The following is a 20,900-nucleotide window of genomic DNA, read 5'->3' as shown; positions in this document are numbered from 1 at the left end:
GGCAAACGGAGACTGTGAGATGCGTTCGCCGAAGCTGGATCTGAATCTGTTCGTCGTGCTGGAGTCGATCTACGAGAAGCGCAACCTGACCCGCGCGGCCGAGGCGCTCTTCATCACCCAGCCCGCGGTCAGCAATGCCCTCGCACGCATGCGCAAGGCGTTCGATGATCCACTGTTTGTCAGCACATCGTCTGGAATGGTGCCTACGCCGTTCACGGAGAACATCATCGGGCGCGTGCGTGAAGGATTGCAACTGCTGGAGGCGAGCGCGACGGAAGGCGACGTGTTTGTCCCGGCAACGTCCGAGCGTACCTTCCGTCTAAGCATGCCGGATCTAACCGAAGCGATCCTCCTGCCCGCGCTCGGCGAAGTGTTGCAGCAGCAAGCGCCGGGGATGCGCATCGAATCCTATTTCACGCCGCGCAGTGAACTCAGCAACGCGCTTGCGACTGGCAAGATCGACTTCGCGATCGACGCGCCCTTGATCGATGATCCGCAGTTGCAGCAGGCGCGCCTCGGCTGCGACCGGTACGCCTGCATGCTGCGCCACGATCACCCGTTTGCCGGCGAGGCGCTCACGATGGACGACTACCTTGAGCTCGACCATATCCAGGTGTCGAGTCGCCGCCAAGGAAGCGGCATCGTCGACGCCGAACTGAAACGGCTCGGCAAGCAACGGCGGATACAAATACGTGTGCAGCATTACATGGTCGCGCCGCTCGTTGCCTTGCGAACCGATCTCGCGCTGACCGCGCCCACGCAATTGCTCAAGCGTCACGATGCGCGGATGGTTGAACTGCCGTTTCCCATACCTAGCCTCGAATGGCACTTGTATTGGCATCGAAGCAGCGAGCAGGATCAGGCGAGCCTGTGGTTTCGAAGCAAAATGGTCGAACTGATGAGCGGCAAAGTCAACTGATTCGTTGGCGTCACGGGGGCATGGCTCCGTGCCATGAGCCCTTCTTATCGGCTGCGTGGCGGCACAGCGGCCTCACAAAAAACGCTGCTCGTGTGTCGATCGGCCGCGCCAGATCCTATGAAGGCTAGAAAACCGCACACCAATGCATCGAGTTGCTCACCAGGCACTTCGTAAGGGTCAGCAACGCGCCATGACTGCAAGCCTTCGCCCAGAGCCAGCAGCGCAAGCGCGAGTGTGTCAGCCGACAGCGAAAACTGTGTGCCGTTGCGTGCAATAATTGACGAGATGCAAGTCGCCGTATGCGCTCGCTTCTTGCGTAGCAATGTGCAGAGCTGCGCACGGAAACGCGCGTCGCGGGCGGCGTACATCTTCGCTTCGATCCACAGGAAGAACGACGCGGGCCGATTGCCCAAAAGTCGAGCACAGTCAAAGGACTCCACCAACCCGCCTTCGCGGGCGGTAAGCAGGTCGAAGTTGCGCTGCGATTCCGCTTGGACCTCCTCGTGATCCCGCTGAAGCAATTCGAGCAGCAGGTCCGATTTGCCTTCGAAGTTTGAATAGAACGCACCGCGCGTATATCCAGCCGCGGCTGCGATATCCTCGACACTCGCCGCAGTGAAACCCTTCGTTGAAAAGATGTCGCGCGCTGCAAACAGCAGACTATCGCGCGTCTGATTCCTTCTTTGCTCTCGTGTTAGGCGCTTCGGTTTCATGGGCAGAACCTCTAGTGCGAGTGCGAGGCGTGCTCATGCTGTGCCGCGTTCTTCGTGTGTCGGACGATTTTGTTCCCGTTCCCGAACAACATCATCGTCTTATCCATATTGAACAGTTCGTTGTCGAAACGGCGTAGTCGACCGCCGTCGACCGCTTGTCATAATAATCATGCGCGCCTTCACGCCTGGCATGCGCCGCGCAACCGTGATGAATTGCATACCACACATCGATGCCTTTTCGACGGGCTGTCCGGTCAACTCCTTCAGCGCGCGCTGCGCCGTCGTGATCGGAAGTCCATAACACGGTGCGATCACCACCCCTTGGGGATTGCCGGGCATGCACGCGGCATCACGAAGGGGCTAGATCTGACGGGACGCCGCTCCGCGAACCCGCCCACTGTTGCGCTAGCCGACCAGTCCGCCTCAGCGAAAAACCGCTCGATGTTGTAGATAACAGTACAATACATAGGCAACTGTACCAACTAACTTCATCAAAAAAAACAGGGAATTTCCCTGTCTTCATCGTCACGCCTGCACGTTGCCAGGCCGCTAGGCAGCCTCAACGTCCAAGGACTCTCCCCAGACGAGACTACGAGCGACCGAAAGGAAAGTTGATTCGAATCCTCGCATATAGGCGCGCTTGTTGCGCGCGGTTCCGAGGTGAAGCGTCATGCCGTCGACCATCGATATGAGCAATACGGCGATGTGCGCGCTCTCGGTGGCCCCGCGCTTTGGATTCACAGCACGAATGAGCTCGGTGAACTCTTTCGTCATAGTGTCGTACCACTCGTCGCGCATTTGGGCGCACTCGGGATCCGTGGCGGCGAGCGAAAAGAAATGCCACCATAACGGGATGTTCTTCGAATCCTTCGCGTCCTCAAGGGACATCTCTAGGATGGCCTCGATCGTTCCGCGAGGCGATTCATTGTCCTTAAGCGCACGTTTCAGTGCATCGAAATAGCCTTCGATGACCGGAGCCATAACCGCGCGCAGGATCGCTGGCCTCGTGGGGAAGTAGTACTGGAGATTGCTGACACTGATTCCCGCGCTGAGAGCGACGGCGCGCTGCGAAAATTCCATCGGGCCATTTTCGAGCAGGAGCTTTCGTGCAACTCGGACGATGGCGTTGCGCGTCCGTATGCCTTGGGCTCGCAGGCCGTCGGGCGGCGTTGCCGAAGAAACTGCACTCGATGTGCGCCCCTTACGGGTACTGCGCTGCGGGTTTGGCACGGTCATCGTTCCGCCTCGGTTGCAGCGAGTCTCATCTTGAACGGATGAGATCATGCTGACGGTTCGTTTGGTAAACGTGACTATACCTTACAATCGCGTCAATTCGCGACTGGGCACTCGCGTGGCACGCACTTCGACACTGTGCGAATCGTCGACCATCTGTTTGCGACGCCCAACGCGCCGTTTTTGACGCACCATCGCGGGAAACGACCCGCAGTAATAGTGTTCGCTGACGCAGTCCGGCGAGCAGATGGATTCCGTCGCAAATCCCACTCTACGATCATGTGCCCCACTAGGGGCTGCCGAGCCATTCCTCGTTTTGAAACTCCGCGCGTGCCAGCGTCCCGATAGCCAGTGAGCGGTTTAGTTACGGCGACCGCGTCCCCACCCCACAATCATTTTCGGATCGCGTACTACGCCATCGGTAGCGAGTCGGAGAAAGTGGCAGACAGGAAGTTGTTGATTATACGAGTTTTAATATTGGGGGCAGGACGCGAACCCTTATTGCGCTTGAGTGCTTCTAACCGGAAATTTGCATCAAAATCAAGGCTACCCCTCTTGCGGCGGCACAGCGTGTCGCCGAACCGGGTTGCCGGCGCGAGCCCTCCGCGCCACCGCCGACGATCAGCACGCGGTGAGTCGAAGCGTCCTGTGCCGACAGGGTTTCCGCAATATCGACGTAACCGGACTGCTCCATCGCCACCCCCAATGGCTCTACAAAGGATCAGGCTTCCGTCGTCTGCCACTTCTTTGCAAAGTCCACCGCTTCTCGCTGCGTCTCGAACAGGTGCGCGTTGACCGTACGCTCGGTCAGCGCATCGCCGAGTTTCATGCGCATGAATGCGCTGGTCGTGTAGCGGCTAACGTTGCGGTAGAACTTCTCCTGCAGCTTCTTGACTGCGTCGGCCCACACGTCGACCAAGTCCTCGTGGAGATCGAACGAGTCGTAGTTGGCCACCACGCTGACTTTCTTGCCGAGCGCGGACAACCGCTCGTCGATCACCTTCTCGACCGCGTCGATGTCCTTCCGCGTGCGAATCTTCAAACCTTCGAAGTTCATGAAAAAGGTTTCGCGGCTCGGGTCGTAGGTGAACCGGTCCGACAGCTTGATCGACAGCAGGATATCCTTCAGTCCCATCGGGCCTTCGCCGAAGATCAGCTGATCCATTTCGTGCGGATCCTTGATGATCGGCTTGAACTCCATGTGGGCGAGGATGTCGCGCTCGATGTCGATCCCCGGTGCCACCTCGGTGAGTTCGAGTCCTTCCGGCGTCAGCTGGAACACGCAGCGTTCGGTGATGTAGAGCACCGGCTTGTTCCGCTTTACTGCCTGCTCGGCGCTGAACGTAACCTGCTCGACTCGCTTCAGGAACTTCTTCGCATTGCCTTCCTTGACGATCTTCAGCTTGCCGTTCTCGACCGCCACCTCGAGACCACCCGCGGTGAAGGTGCCGAGGAAAACGACCTTTCGTGCCCCTTGCGAGATGTTGATGAAGCCGCCGGCACCGGCGAGCTTCGGCCCGAAGCGGCTGACATTGATGTTGCCGCGCTCGTCGGCCTGCGCGAGGCCGAGGAAGGTGGCGTCGAGCCCGCCGCCGTCGTAGTAATCGAACTGGCGGTCCATGTCGATTACGACATCGGCATTGAGCGCCGTCCCGAACGCCTTGCCGCCCACCGGCACGCCGCCGATGGCGCCAGGCTCCGTCGTCAATGTCATGTACTTGACGATCTTCTCCTCGTTGGCGACCGCCCCGACGCCTTCGGGCATGCCGACGCCGAGGTTCACGACGGCGTTCACCGGCAACTCGAAAGCCGCGCGGCGCGCGATTATCTTGCGCTCGTCCATCGGCATCGGTTCCGTGCTGCCGAGCGGCACGCGTGCCTCGGCCGAATAGGCGAAGTTGTACGGTCCTGCCAGCGACTGCGGGTGCTCACCGGGCGGCGCGACAACGACGCAGTCCACCAGCGTCCCCGGCACCTTGACCCGGCGTGCATTGAGCGTGCCGGCTTCGGCGGCGTACTCCACCTGCGCGATCACGAAGCCGCCGTTGTTCTTCGCCGCCATCGCGATCGCTAGCGTGTCGAGCGTCAGCGACTCGCGTTCCATGATGATGTTGCCTTCGGGGTCGGCCGCCGTGCCGCGGATGAATGCGATCTGGATGGGTACCGCGTGATAGAACAACAACTCGCGGCCGGCCATCTCGATTACCGAGACGATATCTTCTTTTGTGTGCGGGTTGAGCTTGCCGCCCTCGACCCTCGGATCGACAAACGTCCCAAGGCCCACGGACGTCGCACGGCCGGGAAGACCGGCAGCCATGTCGCGACACAAATGCGCGACCACGCCGAGCGGCATGTTGTACGCCTCGATCTGCTTCTCGACTAGGATTCGCGCGAGCTTCGGGGCCGCGTTGAAGTGCGCACCGATGACACGCTTGAGCATCCCATCGTGCGCCAGGTGGTTTAAACCATAGCGATCACTGAAGTCTCCGGTTGCCACGCCGAAAAACAGCGTGAGCCCCTTGGGGCTAGCGGTCTCGGCAAAGCGATGGCCGAGGCCACTCAGCAACGCTTCCGGCACGCCGTGAGAGGCGAAGCCGCTCACGCACAAGGTGTCGTGATCACGCACGAGCTCGACGGCTTCCTTCACGGACACGAACTTGTCTCTCATCGTCTGTCTCCTGGGCGGTGCTGCGCGGTGCGGCCCTCACGGATACCTGTAGAAGCCCTTGCCGGTCTTCCGACCGAGTTGGCCAGCGGCCACCATTTCCCGGAGCAGCGGCGCGGCGCGGTACTTCGGGTCGCCGAAGCCGTTGCTGAACACCTGCATCACCGCCAGCACGGTGTCCAGTCCGATGAGGTCAGCGAGCGCGAGCGGGCCGATCGGCTGGTTGGTGCCGAGCTTCATTCCGGTGTCGATGTCCTCGGCGCTGGCAATGCCCTCCTGCAGCACCAGGATAGCCTCGTTGATCATTGGGACCAAGATTCGATTGACGACGAAGCCCGGGCTGTTACGAACCTGAATCGGTGTCTTGCCCAAAGCCTTGGCAAAGGCAAGCGTGCGCTGCACTGTATCGGCCGAGGTCTGTAGCCCACCGATCACCTCTATCAGCGCCATCACTGGCACCGGGTTGAAGAAGTGCAGGCCGACGACGCGCTCCGGGTTGGAGACCGCAGGCGCAAGCTGGCTGATCGAGATCGACGATGTATTGGTCGAGATGATCGCGTCGGAGGCGACCATGCCATCAACCTGCTTCAAGATCTTCAGCTTGAGGTCCGGATTCTCGGAGGCCGCCTCAATCACGATGTCGGAGCCTTTCAATGCGGCATAGTCGCTCGTGCCCTGTATTCGGGCGAGCACTTCCTCCTTGCCCACCGACGTAAGCTTGTCTTTTACGACGAGGCGGTCAAGGTTCGCCGCGATTGTCGCGACACCGCGCTCGACTGCAGCGTCCGACACGTCGATCATCACGATCTCCAATCCGGTCTGTGCACAGACCTGGGCGATGCCGTTTCCCATGGTGCCGGCACCGATAACGCCGATTTTCTTGATTCCCATCATCTGCTCCATGAATGCTGAGTTACGCGTGCGTTCAGACGCGCTCGAAGATGGCGGCGACGCCCTGCCCGCCACCGATGCACATCGTCACCAACGCGTAGCGCTTGCCCGTGCGTTCGAGCTCGTAGAGCGCCTTCACCGTCAACAGGCAGCCCGTCGCGCCGATCGGGTGGCCCAAGGCGATCGCGCCGCCGTTCGGATTGACCTTCGCGGGGTCAAGATCGAGGTCGCGAGTCACGGCCATCGCCTGCGCGGCGAACGCCTCGTTCGACTCGATGATATCCATGTCGGATGCCTTCAGGCCGGTCTTCTCGAACAACCGCCGTACCGCGGGTATCGGACCCAAACCCATCACCTGAGGCTCGACACCGGCGTGGGCATAGCCGACCAGCCGGGCCATCGGCTGCATGCCGCGCCGCTTCACGACGCTGCCTTCAACCATCACGATCGCCGCCGCGGCATCGTTCAAACCCGAGGCATTGCCGGCGGTGACGGTCCCGTTTTTCTTGAACACCGGCCGCAGCTTCTGCAATTCGGACATCGAGGCATCCGCGCGCACATGCTCATCGGTGGTGAATGCCACCGGGCCCTTCTTCGTCTTCAGCTCGATCGGCACAACCTGGCTTGAGAAATGGCCGTTGTCTAGCGCATTCGCCGCGCGCCGCTGGCTTTCGAGCGCGAACTCATCTTGCTGCTCTCGCGTGAAACCGTACTGCGCTGCAACATTCTCGGCAGTGATGCCCATGTGGCCGTTCCCGAACGGATCGTGCAGCGCGCCGAGCGCGGCGTCGACAACGCTCGCGTCGCCCATGCGCTGGCCCCAGCGCGCTGTCGGCACAAAGTAAGTGGCGCGGCTCATCGACTCGGCGCCGCCGCCGATCACGCAATCGGTGTCGCCGAGCAAGATGTGCTGCGCGGCCGAGACGACGGCCTGCAGCCCGCTGCCGCACAGGCGGTTGACAGTGAGGCAAGGTGTGCCAACCGGCAGGCCGCCTTCGACCGCTGCGACGCGGGAAATGTACATATCGCGGGTCTCTCCAGGAATCACGCTGCCGACGACGACATGACCGACCTCCTCCGGGAGCACCTTGGCGCGCACGACTGCCTCGCGGATCGCCGTCGCGCCCAGCGCCGTTGCCGCGACGTCCTTCAGCGACCCGCCGTATGTTCCAATCGCAGTGCGAACGGCACCGACGACAAACACCTCACGCTGCGTCATATCGTGTCCTTTTGTTGGGCGTGGGTGCAGCACCGGTTGCGCCTTCCCACAGTGAACTCGCGGATCACTTTGGCCATCTCGCGCATGACTGATCGGGAACCAGTGGCCGCTTCACTTCGTCTTGGTAGCGAGCGACTTCAATTCGTCGATATTCGCCTGGGCTCGCTGCCAGACCGCTTCGAACGCGGCGGATTGCGACTGGAGCACGATCTGCGCCAACTCTGCGACGTTGGTGATCGCATTGCCCGCGGCTTGCCGTACGGCCTCGACCTGCTTGCCGGTCGCATTCGGCTGCGAACTCAGCACATTGCGCAGGTCTTCCACCGATGCGCGCAGCATGTCGGCCTACTTTTGTGCTAAATCTCCAGCACCGCCCTGCGCGATGCGGCCGACCTCAAGCAGGGCTTCGACATCCTTGCGTCGGCCCTTGAACACGGCGTCCATGTCGAAGCCCGGAAACTGATACTGTTGCGCGAGTTTGGCGATGTCGTCGAAGAGTTTGGTGGGGCTGTCCATCAGATGTCTCCTTTAAGGGATTGCTTCGTTTGGAAGCGGTTGTGGCGCTACACCTTGCGCACGTATGTGCCGGGCGCTGCCTCACGCGGCGGATAGTGGTCGTTACCGAGTGCCGTCGGAGCGCTACGCAGTTCGCCGGAGCGCGCCTTGAGCCACCCACGCCAGTCCGTCCACCAGGTATCCGACATGACCTTGGCACCGGCTAGCCATTCGTCGGCGTCGGCAGCCGAACCCGGATTAATCAAAAACTTCGACTTCGGATTGCCCGGCGGGTTGATCAGGCTCTGGATATGGCCGCTCGAACTAACGACGAATGTGTTGGCGCCGCCGAATGCCTTGGAAGTGTTGAACACCCCCTTCCACGGCGTGATGTGGTCGGTCAAGCCGGCAAGGATGTATTTGTCGCAATCCACCTTCGTGAGATCGATGGGGGTTCCGAGCACGCTCATTGCGCCTGGCTTGACCAGCAGGTTGTCCGCGAAGATGTCGAGCAACTGAGCGTGGAAGTTGGCTGCTAGCCGCGTCGAATCGTTGTTCCAGTACAAGATGTCGAAGACCGGAGGGGGATTGCCCATCAGGTAGTTGTTGACCCAGTAGTTCCAGATGAGGTCGTTGGGGCGCATCCACGCGAACACGCGGCCCATCTCCTTGCCTTCGAGCACGCCTTCGGAGCCGGACCTCTTCTTCGCCATCGCGATGGTGTCGGGCGTGACGAAGGTTCCAAGTTGCGAATCGGCCCGATTGTCGAGCACCGCGACCATCAGCGTGGCGGCGTTGACCAGGCGATCACCCTTCGCCGCCAGATAGCCCAGCAGCGCGGACATCGTCATCGCGCCCGAGCAGGCGCCGTGCAAGTTCACGTCGTCGGAGCCAGTAATCGAGCGCACCGCGCCGATCGCCTCGAGCAGCGCCTCGACGTAGGTGTCCATGTTCCAGTTGCGCTGCGCCGACGTCGGGTTGCGCCAACTGATCGTAAAGGTCTGCAAGCCGCTCTTGACCAAGTATTCGATGATGCTCTTGCCCGGCGACATGTCGAACACATAGAACTTGTTGACCTGCGGCGGCACGAGCAACTGCGGCCGCGTATGCACCGTCTCGGTCTGCGGCGCGTACTGGATCAACTCGAGCACGTTGTTGCGAAACACTACCGCTCCGGGCGTCACCGCCAAGTTCCTGCCGAGTTCGAACGCACTGGTGTCGACCTGCGCCGGCATGCCTTGATTCGAGGCAAGGTCCTGCAGCAGGTTCTGCAGTCCCTTAACCGCGCTCATGCCGCCAGTTTCAATGTACTTCTTCACTGCGCCGGGATTGCCGAGCAACGTGTTGGTCGGTGCGAAGGCATCGGTGAGCAACTGAACGACGAAGCTTGCACGCTCCTTGTTTGCACTTTCCAGGCTGGAACGCTCCACCAGGCCGGCGAGCGCGTTGCGCCACGCAAGGTGTCCCTGGAGCAGCGTGCGATAGAAGGGGTTAGAGTTCCACGCCGCGTCTTGGAAGCGCTTGTCGGCGGGGTCGGGCGCGAGATCCAAGTTGCCCGCCATCACGGAAATCATGTCGCGAGCCAGCGCCGCCTCCTGCTCCAGCAGCAGCATCGGTTGCATGATGGCCTGCCCGGCGATGTCCTTCACGCTCGCGAGCATGTCCTCTCCCCGCAGGCCGATGAACGGATTCGGGCCTAGAATCCCCTCGGCGGCGCGAGCGGCGATCGGTTCAGGCGGCGCATCGGCCAATGGCGCGGTCTTGCCCTTGCGAATGGTCATCGCGGCCTCCTCAGCGCGCCGCCATCGCCACACTCATTTTCCGCGACCCACAGCATGTCGCGCCGGGTGTTGCCGAGCGGGTCAGTCATGGTCACATGTCTCCTTCGGCCGAGATAGAGCTCCGGCACTTTTCCTTATCTGTCGTCGTGTTCCCTTATTACCGTCGATGCGGTGCGTCTATTCGATCTCGCTGGACGCTCCCTTCCCTTAACGATTCTCGAGGTCATGTGCTGACGTAGATCGCTTTCAGTTGCTGGTAGCCGCTCATCGCCTCTGGCCCGAACTCAGCTTGAGAGCATCGCGCACCGCGTGATGACTGGCACGCTCCGGCAGCGGCGAAGACCGATTCGTCACCCTCTCGTTCGGCCGATCATCATGAAGCGAGATTACATTGCGTCACGACGCACTTCAGCCCCTCCGCCGGGTGGTAAGGCGGCTGCCGAAGGGTGGGTGCGTTCAACAGCGTTAGGGTGGCGGACGATCGATCGCACCCATCCTATCGGGCTAACTCTCTTAGTTGGCCAGCCCGATAACACAAAAGAATCATCCACGACCAGGTTTGCAGCACCACATCCTCGTAGACGCCAACGGAGTGCCGGTCAATGTGACATTGACCGGCACCCCCACCGTGACCGCCCATTCCATCCGAGGGCAACCTGTGCCGTTGGACGCAACCGGGCGGGCGTTCCCGTACGCATGGACTTTGCACCGACTCGCCGTACGCTGACCGTATGGGCGGTATCATTGCCCTCCTTCGTGGATCGTCAGCACATTCTTCACAGAAGTAACGCCAGAAACGCCTTTTGCTATCGAGCCAGCCTTCTCGATCTGGGACGGATCAGGGACACCTCCGGCCAGCGTCACAGCACCACTTTTGGCGAGTACATTGATGCCTGCGGTATCGACTCCCCCCTTTGAAAGCGCCAGCAAAACTTTCTTGCTAAGTGCTCGATTCGCCTTCCTGACAGTAGACTTGGAAGGGCTTTGTGTTTGGATCGATGTGCCAGCGGCATCGCTGCTTTGTGACCAGGCGTTGACGGATGCGACAACAATCAATGCGACACCTGCCAATCTGACGATTTTCGTTACGTTCATTTTCGCTCCAGTATCAAACGATTTAGCTGATTTAGCGGTAGCCCTACGCACCGGATGATTTTCCGGATTTACGGAAGAGACTTCGTCTCCCCAACGTAGACTTCTCGAAGTGAAACGTGACCAGCTTCAGCTGCGTTGCCTGCTGCGGACAGTCGGCGTCATTGCATCGTTGCGAAGTGCGGCCTGTGTTCACTGACATACAATTGGAAGCAAAACCTTCCGAACAAAATCGGCGCTTTCGATTCATTGTTGGTCTGCTATCGAAGCGTTGTATCGTCTCCTGTCCATAAGATCACATCGAACACTGCGGCTAAAGCTCAACAGCGAGTCGCTGGAGTTCGCGTTCTTCCGCGGCGAGCGCAGGCGTCAAGGTCGTGCGCAGATGTTCGAGAAACGTCCTGATCTTGGCATCGACATAAAAGCGAGACGCGTAAACAGCGTAGACGTTGAGTGTCTGTAATCGGTAGTCGGGCAAGACCCGAACCAGTTTCCCACGTCGTATATCGTCGATGACGGAGTAGATCGCAAGCGATCCGATTCCACGGCCTGCGCGAAGCGCGACTGCCATCGCCTCGGGAAGGTTCACCTGGAAGGGTGTCGAAAGCAGTGAATGCGAAACTTCGCCGTCGGGTCCCTGTAAAAGCCATTCAGTCGCTGGCGCCGCGGGTGTGTCTAAACCGAGGCACACGTGCTCATCAAGCTCATCCGGACTTTTTGGCATTCCCATCTTTGCCACATACGCTGGCGAGGCAACCAGAATGCTGTGGCTCTCGCCAAAAGTCTGAGCAACGTACCCTGAGTCGGGCAGGCTAGGCGCGGTCAGTACCGATAAGTCGTAGCCATCTTCGACGAGATTCGGCACGCGCTGCGAAAGCGCAAGCTCCACAGATACATCCGGATAGTCTGTCTGGTAGGCAACAATGGCTGCCGTCACATGGCTCTGCCCAAGTCCTGGCATCGAATGAATACGAAGCCGACCGTATGGTCTGACCAGCGCTTCTCTTGCCTCCGCATTCGCCTCGTCCACCTCGTTCAGGATCACTCGCAAGCGCTCAAAATAGCGCCGACCGCTTTCGGTCAACGCAAGGCGACGGGTGGTACGATGTAGCAAACGTGTCTGCAGGTGTCCTTCCAGAGTTGAGATCGCCCGCGATATCATGCCTGTCGACGTGTCTGTCTGTTTCGCGGCAGCGGTGAAGCTACCGGCTTCTACCACGCGTACGAACGTACGCATATTATCGAGCATGTCCATCGTATTCTTCGCGAACATAAAACGAAACGCCTGATCGATCTGACGTCCCGACATCGAGTCACTCTTGCGACAGCAATGACCTTTGCTCGCTCTGCAGATTCTTCCATGGCGATACTAACGATTGCATTCAGCCACGTCAGTCCCGTTCGCGAGAGCTAAGCGATAAAGGGGTGTAAAGGATGAGTCGTAAATGCGAACCGCTTTCGCCATTCCTTACGACGCTGGCGGCGGAGATCCGGAACATCCTAGTCAACCCACACAACTGCATTCTTGTTGCCATTGTGCTTTACTTGGATACGTTAGATCGCCCCCCTACTTGGGGGGAATGTTCCAGTACCGTTTTCGAGAAGCCGGCGACATCATTCAATATGGCTAAGATGATCGTCGCGATGAGGAGCAATTGAACTCCTCGATTCAGATGCCCCCCGGGATCAAGTCCGCCAGGGCTTCGAGCGTATATTCCCGGTTCGAAGCGCGGCGCTGGTCGTCCATCGAGAAACCGGCGGCGACGGGATTGACCATGAACTCGTCGACGCCGAGCGAAGCGCACAGACTGGCGACTCGTTCTACTGCGCCGGTCGAATCGTCGATGATCCAGGTTTTGCGAAACATGTCGACGAGGCCGGAATACCGCTCCGGAATCACGCGTTCGTCTGCGGCCTCGACTAGCATCTGCGGAGCCACGGTTTCACCGGAGCGAAACATCGACATGAAGTGGAGTTGGGGCTTGGCAAGGCGCTCTGCTTCCTCCCTCGTACGACCGACGACCACGATGGCCGATAGCAGGATGCGCGGCGCAGTGCAAAACGGGCTCGGCTTGAAGTGGGAGCGATAGTGGTCGAGCGCTTCGGCGATGCCTTCGCCAGTGATGTGATAGCCAAACGCGTACGGCAGGCCCATCTCCGCCGCGAGTTGCGCAGAATACAGCGACGTGCCGAGCACCCAGATCTCCGGTGAGGTCGTGATGCCCGGTGCGGCAAAAACCTGCCGAACCCCGGAGCCGGTATCGACCCGCAGGCCTTCTGGCTGCATCAGCGCGATGGTTTCGGCGATGGCCGTCGGTTGAGAGCTGCCTGCCTCATCATTGCGGCGCCCCCCTCGCAGGAGCGCACTTGCGACCCAGTCAGCCCCGCGCGACCGTCCGAAGCCGACATCGACCCGCCCAGGGAAACACGCCTCCAGCATTGCAGTCTGCTCGGCCACGAGAAGGGGGGTATAGTGCGGCAGCAGCACGCAACCACCGATCCGAATGCGCGCCGTCGCGGATCCGATGACCGCCGACAACACCGCGGTCTGGCTCGCGGCGACCCCGGCTACGTTGTGATGCTCTGCGAGCCAGTAACGATGGTAACCCAGTGTTTCCGCGCGCTGAGCGAGAGCGATCATTGAGGCGAATACGTCGCTTGCGCTCTGACTACTGCGTACGGGACCGATGTCGAGGACCGACATTCGCTTCAGGACGTGGCTCATGGTTTCTCCCGCATCATTCTCTCAACCTTGCGAGAAGGCCTCGGCCAGCAGGCGATAGCCTTCGATCCGATCCCGTGGGGCATGCGTCATGGCTGTAAGCATCACTTCGTCGGCATCATAGGCGGCCGCCCGCTCCTCGATCTGTCTTTTCACCTCCTGCGGCAGCCCGGAGACCTCGCGATTGGCGATCCGGCGCAAATGGGCTTCGCCCTCCGACCCGAACGAGACGGATCGGATCGTGGCCGCCGTCGGGACGGCTTGCGGGTACCGGCCAGAATCCCTCATCAGCCTGAAGAAGTCCGAGGCTCGTTTCAATTCAGCGACCTTCTCCGGCGTAGCGGCGATAACGGCGTTCACTGCGATGATGACCCGCGGCTCCGGACATTCCGCGGAAGGCGCAAACCGCGCCCGGTAGTTACGGATCGCCTCGACATCCGCATCGGGATTGATGAACAAGGCGACGGCGAGCCCCATCCCCTTCTCGGCCGCCAGCAGACCGCTCATCGGGCCGCCTCCCGCCGACAAGAGCCACATGGGCGGAGCCGACGATACGTTCGGCATCGCTATCGCGCGCTTGCACTCGTCATGGAAGAAACTTTCGAGCTGATCGATCTGCTCCGCAAAGGCATCCGGGCCGGCGGGATTGGGGTTTAGCAGCGAGCGTGAATAAGCGTCTCCGCCGCTTGCGCGTCCGAGCCCGCAATCCACCCGCCCCGGGTAGAGTGCCTCCAGCATCCTGAAGTTTTCGGCTATGCGATAGGCGCTGTGGTTCGGCAGCATCACGCCGCCAGAACCGATGCGGATACGCAACGTCTGCGCGCCGATCGAGGACAGCAGGACCTCAGGCGCCGAGCCTTGCAGGATGCTCATGTTGTGATGCTCGGAGAGCCAGATTCGTTCGTACCCGAACTGGTCGACCGCTTTGGCGACTGCGATGGTCTGGGTGATTGCTTCCGCGGCGGATGCCCCTTCCGGGAGCGTCGCTTGTTCCAGCACTGACAGTTTCACAGACGCCTCCGATCCGGCAGAATCTCCGAAGGAATGTCGCCGCTGCCGGCCGTGAGCTGAGCGGAGCTGCTCTCCGCGGCGATGATCTTTTCCGTGTGGGCAGCTCACGGACGCGCTTTCCGGGCGCGTTGAAGGTCGCGCGCGTGACCTCGACGAGTCCAAGCCCCGCCGTCGACAGCGATGCTCGTCCTGTCGCATGTATTGCCTCATTCATGTCAGCACTCCTGACCGTATAGACCATGCGGGGCGAAGACTGCGCCTCGCTCCTCCCTGTGGTCAGTTTTGGATAAGGCTGACCCTTAGGCTAGACTCGTTTTACCGAGCATGCGCAACCAGGCGGCATTGTCCCAATAGGCTTTCATGTCTTGGATTTCCCCTGTCTCATTGCCGTGCACAATGAAGACATGCGGGAGCTCATAGCGCAGGGAACGGTTCGGGATACCAAATCCGTCCTTGGCCTGTGTTCCGCTGATCATCACTTCAGCCGTTACCGTGCGTCCGTCCGCGGAGGGGTAGAGTCCCGTGATCGTGTTCGACAGATCAGGGAAGACGTCAATCAAACCCGACCAAATGCCCCTGCCAGCCTCGAGCACCGGACCGGCTACCTCCGCGGGATAGTAATGGATCGTACCCTGCGGCGCGAACAAGGCCAGCATCCCGTCCACGTCCTGCCGGCGATATCGATCAAAAAACTGTTTGGTTGTCTCGGCCAGCGCCATGCCTCATCTCCGCCGATGTTGTGCCGTCACTTTTGCGAATGCTCCCGACGTCGGCCCTAGCCGACGCCGAACGACTTGACTCGAAATCAGCCTTGTCCAACTTCCTCGAGCAGCGTCTTCGCCGCCAGCTTGCCGAGGTTGTTAGACGCAAGCGGGCTATCGCCCGTCAGCAGCTTACGGTCCCTGTGGACCTTGCCGGTGATGTCAGAGTTGAGAATCTTGACACCGAGAGCTTTGAGGCGCTCGCCGACCAGCCACCGCAACGGGCCCGGGATGTAGCCGATCTCGATATTGGCACCCGTGTCGAGACTATCGGGGAAGACGCAGATTTCGTAGCCCCGGAACATGAAATCCTCTGGCTTTTCTCCGATCGAAGCTGCCAAGAGTCCGGCGGGGCCGTGACACAACGAGATTACGTAGCGGTCGTTATCGCGCGCCCAGAACAATGCCCTCTTGACATCCTCGCTGTCGGGAATGTCATTCAGCACGCCGTGGCCACCCGGGATGAAGACGCCGATATAGCCGGTGTCTTTGCCCAGATCCTTGACGACATCGGAAAGCTTCCCGGGATTCTTCAGCTTGCCTTTGTATTTCTCATAGGTCGCCTTCACTGTGTCGTCCTCATTCGGGAAGGCCCACATCTCAAGCTTTACCGGATCGCCGGACGGCGTGACGACGTCGACCTCGAAGCCTGCGGCATCCAGATGATAGATCGGCAGAAGCATCTCGACCGGATGATTACCGGTCGAGAAGAACTTGCCGTCGCGCGTCATCAGGTAGCGTTCCTGAGTCGCGATCATCAACACCTTCCATTTTCCGCCCGTGTACGGGTTGGCGTAGGTCGTGCCGTCGAAATCGGTCTTGGAGGCGACATATTTCGTCAGTGAATAGGGCGAAGGAAAGAAAGCGTTATCTTCTGCGGGATCCTTCGCAGGAGTACGATTTTCGGCGCTTGCATCGGTCATGGCTTTCTCCATCCAGCGAATTAACAGGTTGCTGAGCCTAGCGGCATCGACAAGTGTAGTACTGAGAGGGTTTCCCTCCATATTTGCGCAAAGTCTCGTTGCAGCGGTACCCACGACTACGGCGAGGGGAACCAGGGCATTGTTCTGCGCAGGATCAAGCGAGCGCATTTTGTCGAGCCCCCTGGGTTCCAGAAGCCATGTCATCTCCTTGCGCGGGCTGGCAGACCTTCCGATAAACAATGACGCGGATGTCGCGCAAGTGACCAGACCTAATGACGCACGACCTCCTAAGGCTCGCCCGCAGAGATAAGGGCGCTTACCGCAGGTTCCACATACCAATCTTAGGGCCCAGTACCTCCGACACAAAAGCCCCCTGAATGGGTAGGTGGAAATTTGAACGGTAAAAATGGCGCGCTCCTGACGTTCGTCGCGGGCAAAAAATCCTGTTACAGATTACGGACAAATTGGCCGATGTTAAGTGGGTGATACGCTCAACACGACTTTGAAGGAATTCCGTCGAGACATTGCCTTATGAAGTTCCCGCGGTGGTGGTCGTTCCGTAGCGTGCAACGAATTTCGGCTCTTATGGCTCACCAGAAATGCGAAGAGAAATTGCCGGGCGGTCGACTCACTCGTTCACAAGGTCCCTCCAATCCGCCGGGACGACACCCTCCGGTCCTGGTACCGGCTGATCGATCGGATGTGCCTGAGGGGGGGCAAGCACGGGTCCTGGAAAAGCGTTACCGGTGCGATAGTCGTAGAACCATTCTTCGCCCGGCTCGAAGCTCTGAATAATGGGATGACCTGTCGCATGAAAATGATGGGTCGCGTGTTGCGAAGGAGATGTGTCGCAACAACCTACGTGACCGCATTGCGCGCAACGGCGCAAATGCACCCACCAGCCACCCGTTTCCAGACATTCTTGACAGCCCGCTCCACTCGGCGGGACGCTCCGATCTATACCGTCACGCATCTCAGGCCTTCTCCACTTTGGTTTCATCCGCATATGCAGCGATGATGACGTCGCTCGCCCTCTCGCTCACCATGTAGACCGCGCTGGCGATGAACAGGCCCGGGATGCGCGGGAACACACTGGCGTCAACCACGCGTAGCCCTTCGACGCCGCGAACCCGGAAATCGCCGTCCAGCACGGCCATAGGGTCATCGACGCGCCCGATCGGGCAGGTGCAGGAGGCATGATGGCCCCAGGCGGTATCGCGCACCCATTGCTTCAGCGCTTCGTCGCCGCTCACACCCTCGCCGGGAATGACCTCCTCCGCAACGATCTCCGGCAGCCGCGCGGCGATGCGGCGCGCGATGGCAATTCCGTCCATCACGCCGCGCAAGTCGTGGGCCTCAGGATCACTGCCTTCCTCGAAATAGGCGAAGTCGATCCTCGGGGGATGACGTGGATCGGTCGAGGCAAGCCGCACCATGCCTGCCGTGTTGCGGGTATGTCCTTTTAGGACGACCATGGTGAAGCAGTCGTGCTTGCCCGCGCTCTCGGCGGCATAGCCCGGGTAATAGCCGTGAAAATCAACCGGTAGCGCAAAGACGAAGAGATCGGGCTCCTCGCCTGCGACGCTCGACCGCGCGACGAAAGCCGCAAGCGAGCCATTCGTACTGTATGGTCCATCGCGTTCCGTCGCCCATTCCTCATAATGCCGGTCGCCTTTTCCATCGCGACCGGGCACGTCAAGGGTCGCATCCTGGAACAGTGAGTAGTCGTGGATCAACCGGTGCACGATGCCGACCTCGTACCGATCCTGAAGGTTGGCACCGACGCCGGGACGGTCCAGTCGCACATCGATCCCGTACTTTTCCAGTTCTTCGCGCGGGCCGATTCCGGACAGCTTGAGGAGCTGGGGCGTGTTGAACGCGCCGCCGGCGAGGATCACCTCGCATCGCGCGCGAAAGCTGATCGGCTCGCCCGGCCCGTGTGCGCGTTCGGTAGCCGGGTCGGCGCCGTAGAGATGCTCGCCATCAAGACACTCGACGCCGACCGCGCGATCGCCGTCAAACAGCACTTTGGATACAAGCGTGTTGTATCGGACTGTCAACCGCTCGGGGTGCGCGGCCTGCACGACCAGGATTCGCTCCCGCGCCCCGTTACGACGGCCATTGTCGATCGCGACCGGGATGAACGACATTCCCTCGCGACGCTCCGATACGAAGCGCCAATCGTTCGGATCGTTGGGCAGCACGGCCTCCACGGGCGTATCGTAGGTGGCCCGGCTTTCCGCCTCGACTGCCTCGATGATATCCAGAAACCAAGGTTCGCGACCAGCCAGATTCGGCGCAGCTCGGGTCGTCTTCAGCCAGCCATCGAAACCGTGGCGTGATGCATCGCCGGGCCGCGCGGGGTTATGTGGATCAGGATCGCGCCCGCGCCACGCCTCAATCCGCTGGAAGCGCGCGCGCATCGCGTCTGCCGACCAATCGGCGTCGCCGGTCAACTCGGCCAATCCGTCCCAGTCGGAATTATGCGGGTAGACCGTGACGAGCGCGCTTATCGCGGTAGAACCCCCTAACGTGCTGCCGCGCGGGTAGAGCACACCGTCGCGTTCGGACACAAACTTCACGTCGCGGCGCTGCTGCATGTCGTTATCATAGTGACGGACGAAGAAATCCCACCGCATCTCGGCGTCCTCGCTGGCGCGCGCCTGCATGATCGGAACGTCGTAGTAGGGGCACCGATGGTCGCTCCCCGCCTCGATTAGCAGCACCGAGAAACCCGCTTCAGCTAGATTGGCCGCCAACGGCCCACCGCCTGCGCCCGACCCCACAATGATGAAATCGTTGACGGCGTCCGGCGCGAGATTCGAGTTGACCATGTTGCCTCCTTTCAACCTCTCTTCGTGTCAGTGACCAGCATCCTGCCTGTGCCACGATATGACTGAGGGTGGTAGCCGGCTCCCTCAAGGTTGCTCGTCGGATGGTAAACTGATCGAAGGAAAACGGAGACGGAAGAAAGTATTGAACTCGGCCTCGTCAGGTTGCGGCATCTCGCTTAGGAGGAGGGCCCGTGATCGATTCCTCTTACGTTTAAGGTCACGCATCCAACAAGGCTAAACAATACGGGATTTCCCCCATGCGTGGCGATTCGCCTATTTTAGGCAAACGACAAACGCACCGACGGCACTGAAGTTTCTGTGACGCTGATGCGAATCGCGATAGCGACAAGATCGCCTCGCTTCTGGGCCGTCGAGTCATTACAACCTTGGAAGCCCCGTCTCGATAATCAGCGATGCAGCCGCACGGATGGTTGTCGCCCGCGTCGTGATAGATGGCAGTGAGACGGCCGTGCTCCCTGCTCTTGCACGGTTTGCTCGACGAGCTCGCACTGTCCTCGAAGTCTGTATGCACGTGTCGCTCGGGCACCTAAGCAGACACCTCGTTTCCCGGCGCGTGAACCTCTTCTGTCAGAAACGATTTGACTAACGAAGCTATTTCGGTTGGACGATTAAGGACGAACAAGTGACCATCGTCAACGATCTGCAGTCGGGCGTTAGGGATCAACGATGTGAGTATCTGTGCATTCAAAATCGGGACGATTGGGTCATCGTTGCCTGCTAGGACCAAAGTCTGCTGCTCTACAAGCCAAAGCCAGAGCAGGCTACTCCATCCCGAAGTAGCAAGGATCTGATACAAGTAGCCTCTACCGCGCGGCGGCCGAATGTGCTCTGCATGGGCTCGGAGCAGGTCCGGCTCTCTGCGGAAGACTCCACCATACAGTTCCGGGCCTACCTTATTCAGAAATTCGGAGTCTGCGTAACGACGTGGGCTCAGCATTTTCGAAAGCACAGAAAGCCTGCCGGGTACCATCAGGAAACCAGGCGATGTTGCGGCGAGAATCAGGCGTCGACAGCGTTGAGAATACCGGTGAGCGAATTGCTGTGCCAGGGCCCCGCCCCACGAAACGCCCATCACATCAATTTGCCCGTCATAGCCAAGACGCGTCATCAATCGGTTCGCCAACTGTGCAAGGCTGTCAAGTCGATAAGGCAACAGTGGCGCTGGAGACCCGCCGACGCCGGGCACATCGAAAATCACAGTCTCAACGCCCTGCAGCGCCGCGGTAAGTGGCTCCATGAGTTCAAGGTTCGCGCCGATGCCGTTGAAGAGCAGCAGTGGCGGCCCCTCAAGCTCACCGGGACGCACTCCAACGCGTAGAACCTGGCCGTCGATGTCGACGTTAAGAATCTCGGTCGGGATGGCTCGAGCCTTCGGATCTATCGTTTCGTCCATATGCACAGAAGGGTTCCGGTTTCAGTCTGTCTCAAAGGGGCACGCACCACAGCACAGGAGTCGATCTTCGGTGCACAGTAGGCCAATTCAAAGATGCAGGCGTGCTCCAAAACCAGGTTGCTTTAACGCGGACCGCGCTTCTCAGGCTGCAATCTTAAGGATGGTTGGCGCCTGCGCTTACCGCTCCTATACACTGCATCTGCCATCTCCAGCGCGCTCGCGAACGC

General features: G+C 60.1%; 17 protein-coding genes and 2 pseudogenes. 2 read left to right on the top strand and 17 right to left on the bottom strand.

Annotated elements, in window-relative coordinates; translation table 11 throughout:
- The first annotated feature begins 19 nt into the window (after positions 1-19).
- Entirely contained in the window at positions 20-919 is a 900-nt protein-coding gene (locus AC1Z32_RS40550) for a LysR family transcriptional regulator (RefSeq protein WP_483484475.1), read from the top strand.
- Between the two features lie 44 nt (positions 920-963).
- Here AC1Z32_RS40550 and AC1Z32_RS40545 read toward each other — a convergent pair whose 3' ends face one another.
- The 8 genes from AC1Z32_RS40545 to AC1Z32_RS40510 all read right to left on the bottom strand — a co-directional run bounded on the left by AC1Z32_RS40545 (position 964) and on the right by AC1Z32_RS40510 (position 9,916).
- Complete coding sequence (locus tag AC1Z32_RS40545; RefSeq protein ID WP_483484474.1) at positions 964-1,632, bottom strand: TetR/AcrR family transcriptional regulator; 669 nt, start codon at positions 1,630-1,632, stop codon at positions 964-966.
- A 549-nt stretch (positions 1,633-2,181) separates the two neighbouring features.
- Positions 2,182-2,868 carry a TetR/AcrR family transcriptional regulator gene (locus AC1Z32_RS40540; RefSeq protein WP_062257220.1) on the bottom strand — a complete coding sequence of 229 codons (687 nt, stop codon included), beginning with the start codon at positions 2,866-2,868 and terminating at the stop codon, positions 2,182-2,184.
- A gap of 718 nt (positions 2,869-3,586) precedes the next feature.
- Positions 3,587-5,518, bottom strand: a complete 1,932-nt coding sequence (locus AC1Z32_RS40535) for an acyl CoA:acetate/3-ketoacid CoA transferase (protein ID WP_483484473.1) — start codon at positions 5,516-5,518, stop codon at positions 3,587-3,589.
- A gap of 51 nt (positions 5,519-5,569) precedes the next feature.
- The gene (locus tag AC1Z32_RS40530) at positions 5,570-6,421 is read right to left on the bottom strand and encodes a 3-hydroxybutyryl-CoA dehydrogenase (RefSeq protein ID WP_483484523.1); all 852 of its coding nucleotides are present in this window, start codon (positions 6,419-6,421) and stop codon (positions 5,570-5,572) included.
- Between the two features lie 34 nt (positions 6,422-6,455).
- The gene (locus tag AC1Z32_RS40525) at positions 6,456-7,640 is read right to left on the bottom strand and encodes an acetyl-CoA C-acyltransferase family protein (protein ID WP_483484472.1); all 1,185 of its coding nucleotides are present in this window, start codon (positions 7,638-7,640) and stop codon (positions 6,456-6,458) included.
- Between the two features lie 111 nt (positions 7,641-7,751).
- A complete protein-coding gene (locus AC1Z32_RS40520) occupies positions 7,752-7,979 on the bottom strand; it encodes a hypothetical protein (protein WP_483484471.1) in 228 nt (75 codons plus the stop codon).
- A 6-nt stretch (positions 7,980-7,985) separates the two neighbouring features.
- Positions 7,986-8,156, bottom strand: a complete 171-nt coding sequence (locus AC1Z32_RS40515; RefSeq protein WP_483484470.1) for a hypothetical protein — start codon at positions 8,154-8,156, stop codon at positions 7,986-7,988.
- 47 nt (positions 8,157-8,203) lie between these two features.
- Positions 8,204-9,916, bottom strand: a complete 1,713-nt coding sequence (locus AC1Z32_RS40510; RefSeq protein WP_483484468.1) for an alpha/beta fold hydrolase — start codon at positions 9,914-9,916, stop codon at positions 8,204-8,206.
- Between the two features lie 550 nt (positions 9,917-10,466).
- Here AC1Z32_RS40510 and AC1Z32_RS40505 point away from each other — a divergent pair.
- Positions 10,467-10,577: pseudogene (locus AC1Z32_RS40505) on the top strand (IS5/IS1182 family transposase); the annotation flags it as partial.
- An 80-nt stretch (positions 10,578-10,657) separates the two neighbouring features.
- Here AC1Z32_RS40505 and AC1Z32_RS40500 read toward each other — a convergent pair.
- The 9 genes and pseudogenes from AC1Z32_RS40500 to phaZ form a co-directional block, all read right to left on the bottom strand.
- Entirely contained in the window at positions 10,658-11,011 is a 354-nt protein-coding gene (locus AC1Z32_RS40500) for a BON domain-containing protein (protein ID WP_483484467.1), read from the bottom strand.
- Between the two features lie 310 nt (positions 11,012-11,321).
- On the bottom strand, positions 11,322-12,263 hold the full coding sequence (locus AC1Z32_RS40495) for a LysR family transcriptional regulator (protein WP_483484522.1): 942 nt from the start codon (positions 12,261-12,263) through the stop codon (positions 11,322-11,324).
- 414 nt (positions 12,264-12,677) lie between these two features.
- On the bottom strand, positions 12,678-13,733 hold the full coding sequence (locus AC1Z32_RS40490) for an MsnO8 family LLM class oxidoreductase (protein ID WP_483484466.1): 1,056 nt from the start codon (positions 13,731-13,733) through the stop codon (positions 12,678-12,680).
- Between the two features lie 21 nt (positions 13,734-13,754).
- Positions 13,755-14,741: an MsnO8 family LLM class oxidoreductase gene (locus AC1Z32_RS40485; protein WP_483484465.1), complete on the bottom strand. Its 987-nt coding sequence runs from the start codon at positions 14,739-14,741 to the stop codon at positions 13,755-13,757.
- A 299-nt stretch (positions 14,742-15,040) separates the two neighbouring features.
- Complete coding sequence (locus AC1Z32_RS40480; protein WP_483484464.1) at positions 15,041-15,460, bottom strand: nuclear transport factor 2 family protein; 420 nt, start codon at positions 15,458-15,460, stop codon at positions 15,041-15,043.
- Between the two features lie 86 nt (positions 15,461-15,546).
- Positions 15,547-16,425: a glyoxalase III HchA gene (gene hchA / locus AC1Z32_RS40475; protein ID WP_483484463.1), complete on the bottom strand. Its 879-nt coding sequence runs from the start codon at positions 16,423-16,425 to the stop codon at positions 15,547-15,549.
- A 751-nt stretch (positions 16,426-17,176) separates the two neighbouring features.
- Positions 17,177-17,398: pseudogene (locus AC1Z32_RS40470) on the bottom strand (UBP-type zinc finger domain-containing protein); the annotation flags it as partial.
- Position 17,399: 1 nt separating this feature from the next.
- Positions 17,400-19,259 (bottom strand): GMC family oxidoreductase, encoded by a 1,860-nt coding sequence (locus AC1Z32_RS40465; RefSeq protein WP_483484462.1) that lies wholly within the window; start codon positions 19,257-19,259, stop codon positions 17,400-17,402.
- A gap of 547 nt (positions 19,260-19,806) precedes the next feature.
- Complete coding sequence (phaZ, locus tag AC1Z32_RS40460) at positions 19,807-20,673, bottom strand: poly(3-hydroxyalkanoate) depolymerase (protein ID WP_483484461.1); 867 nt, start codon at positions 20,671-20,673, stop codon at positions 19,807-19,809.
- Positions 20,674-20,900 lie beyond the last annotated feature (227 nt).

This window comes from Caballeronia sp. 11_S32, from assembly GCF_056930355.1.
The sequence above is the reverse complement of the archived record's forward strand: the minus strand, read 5'-3'. Positions and strand labels throughout refer to the sequence as shown.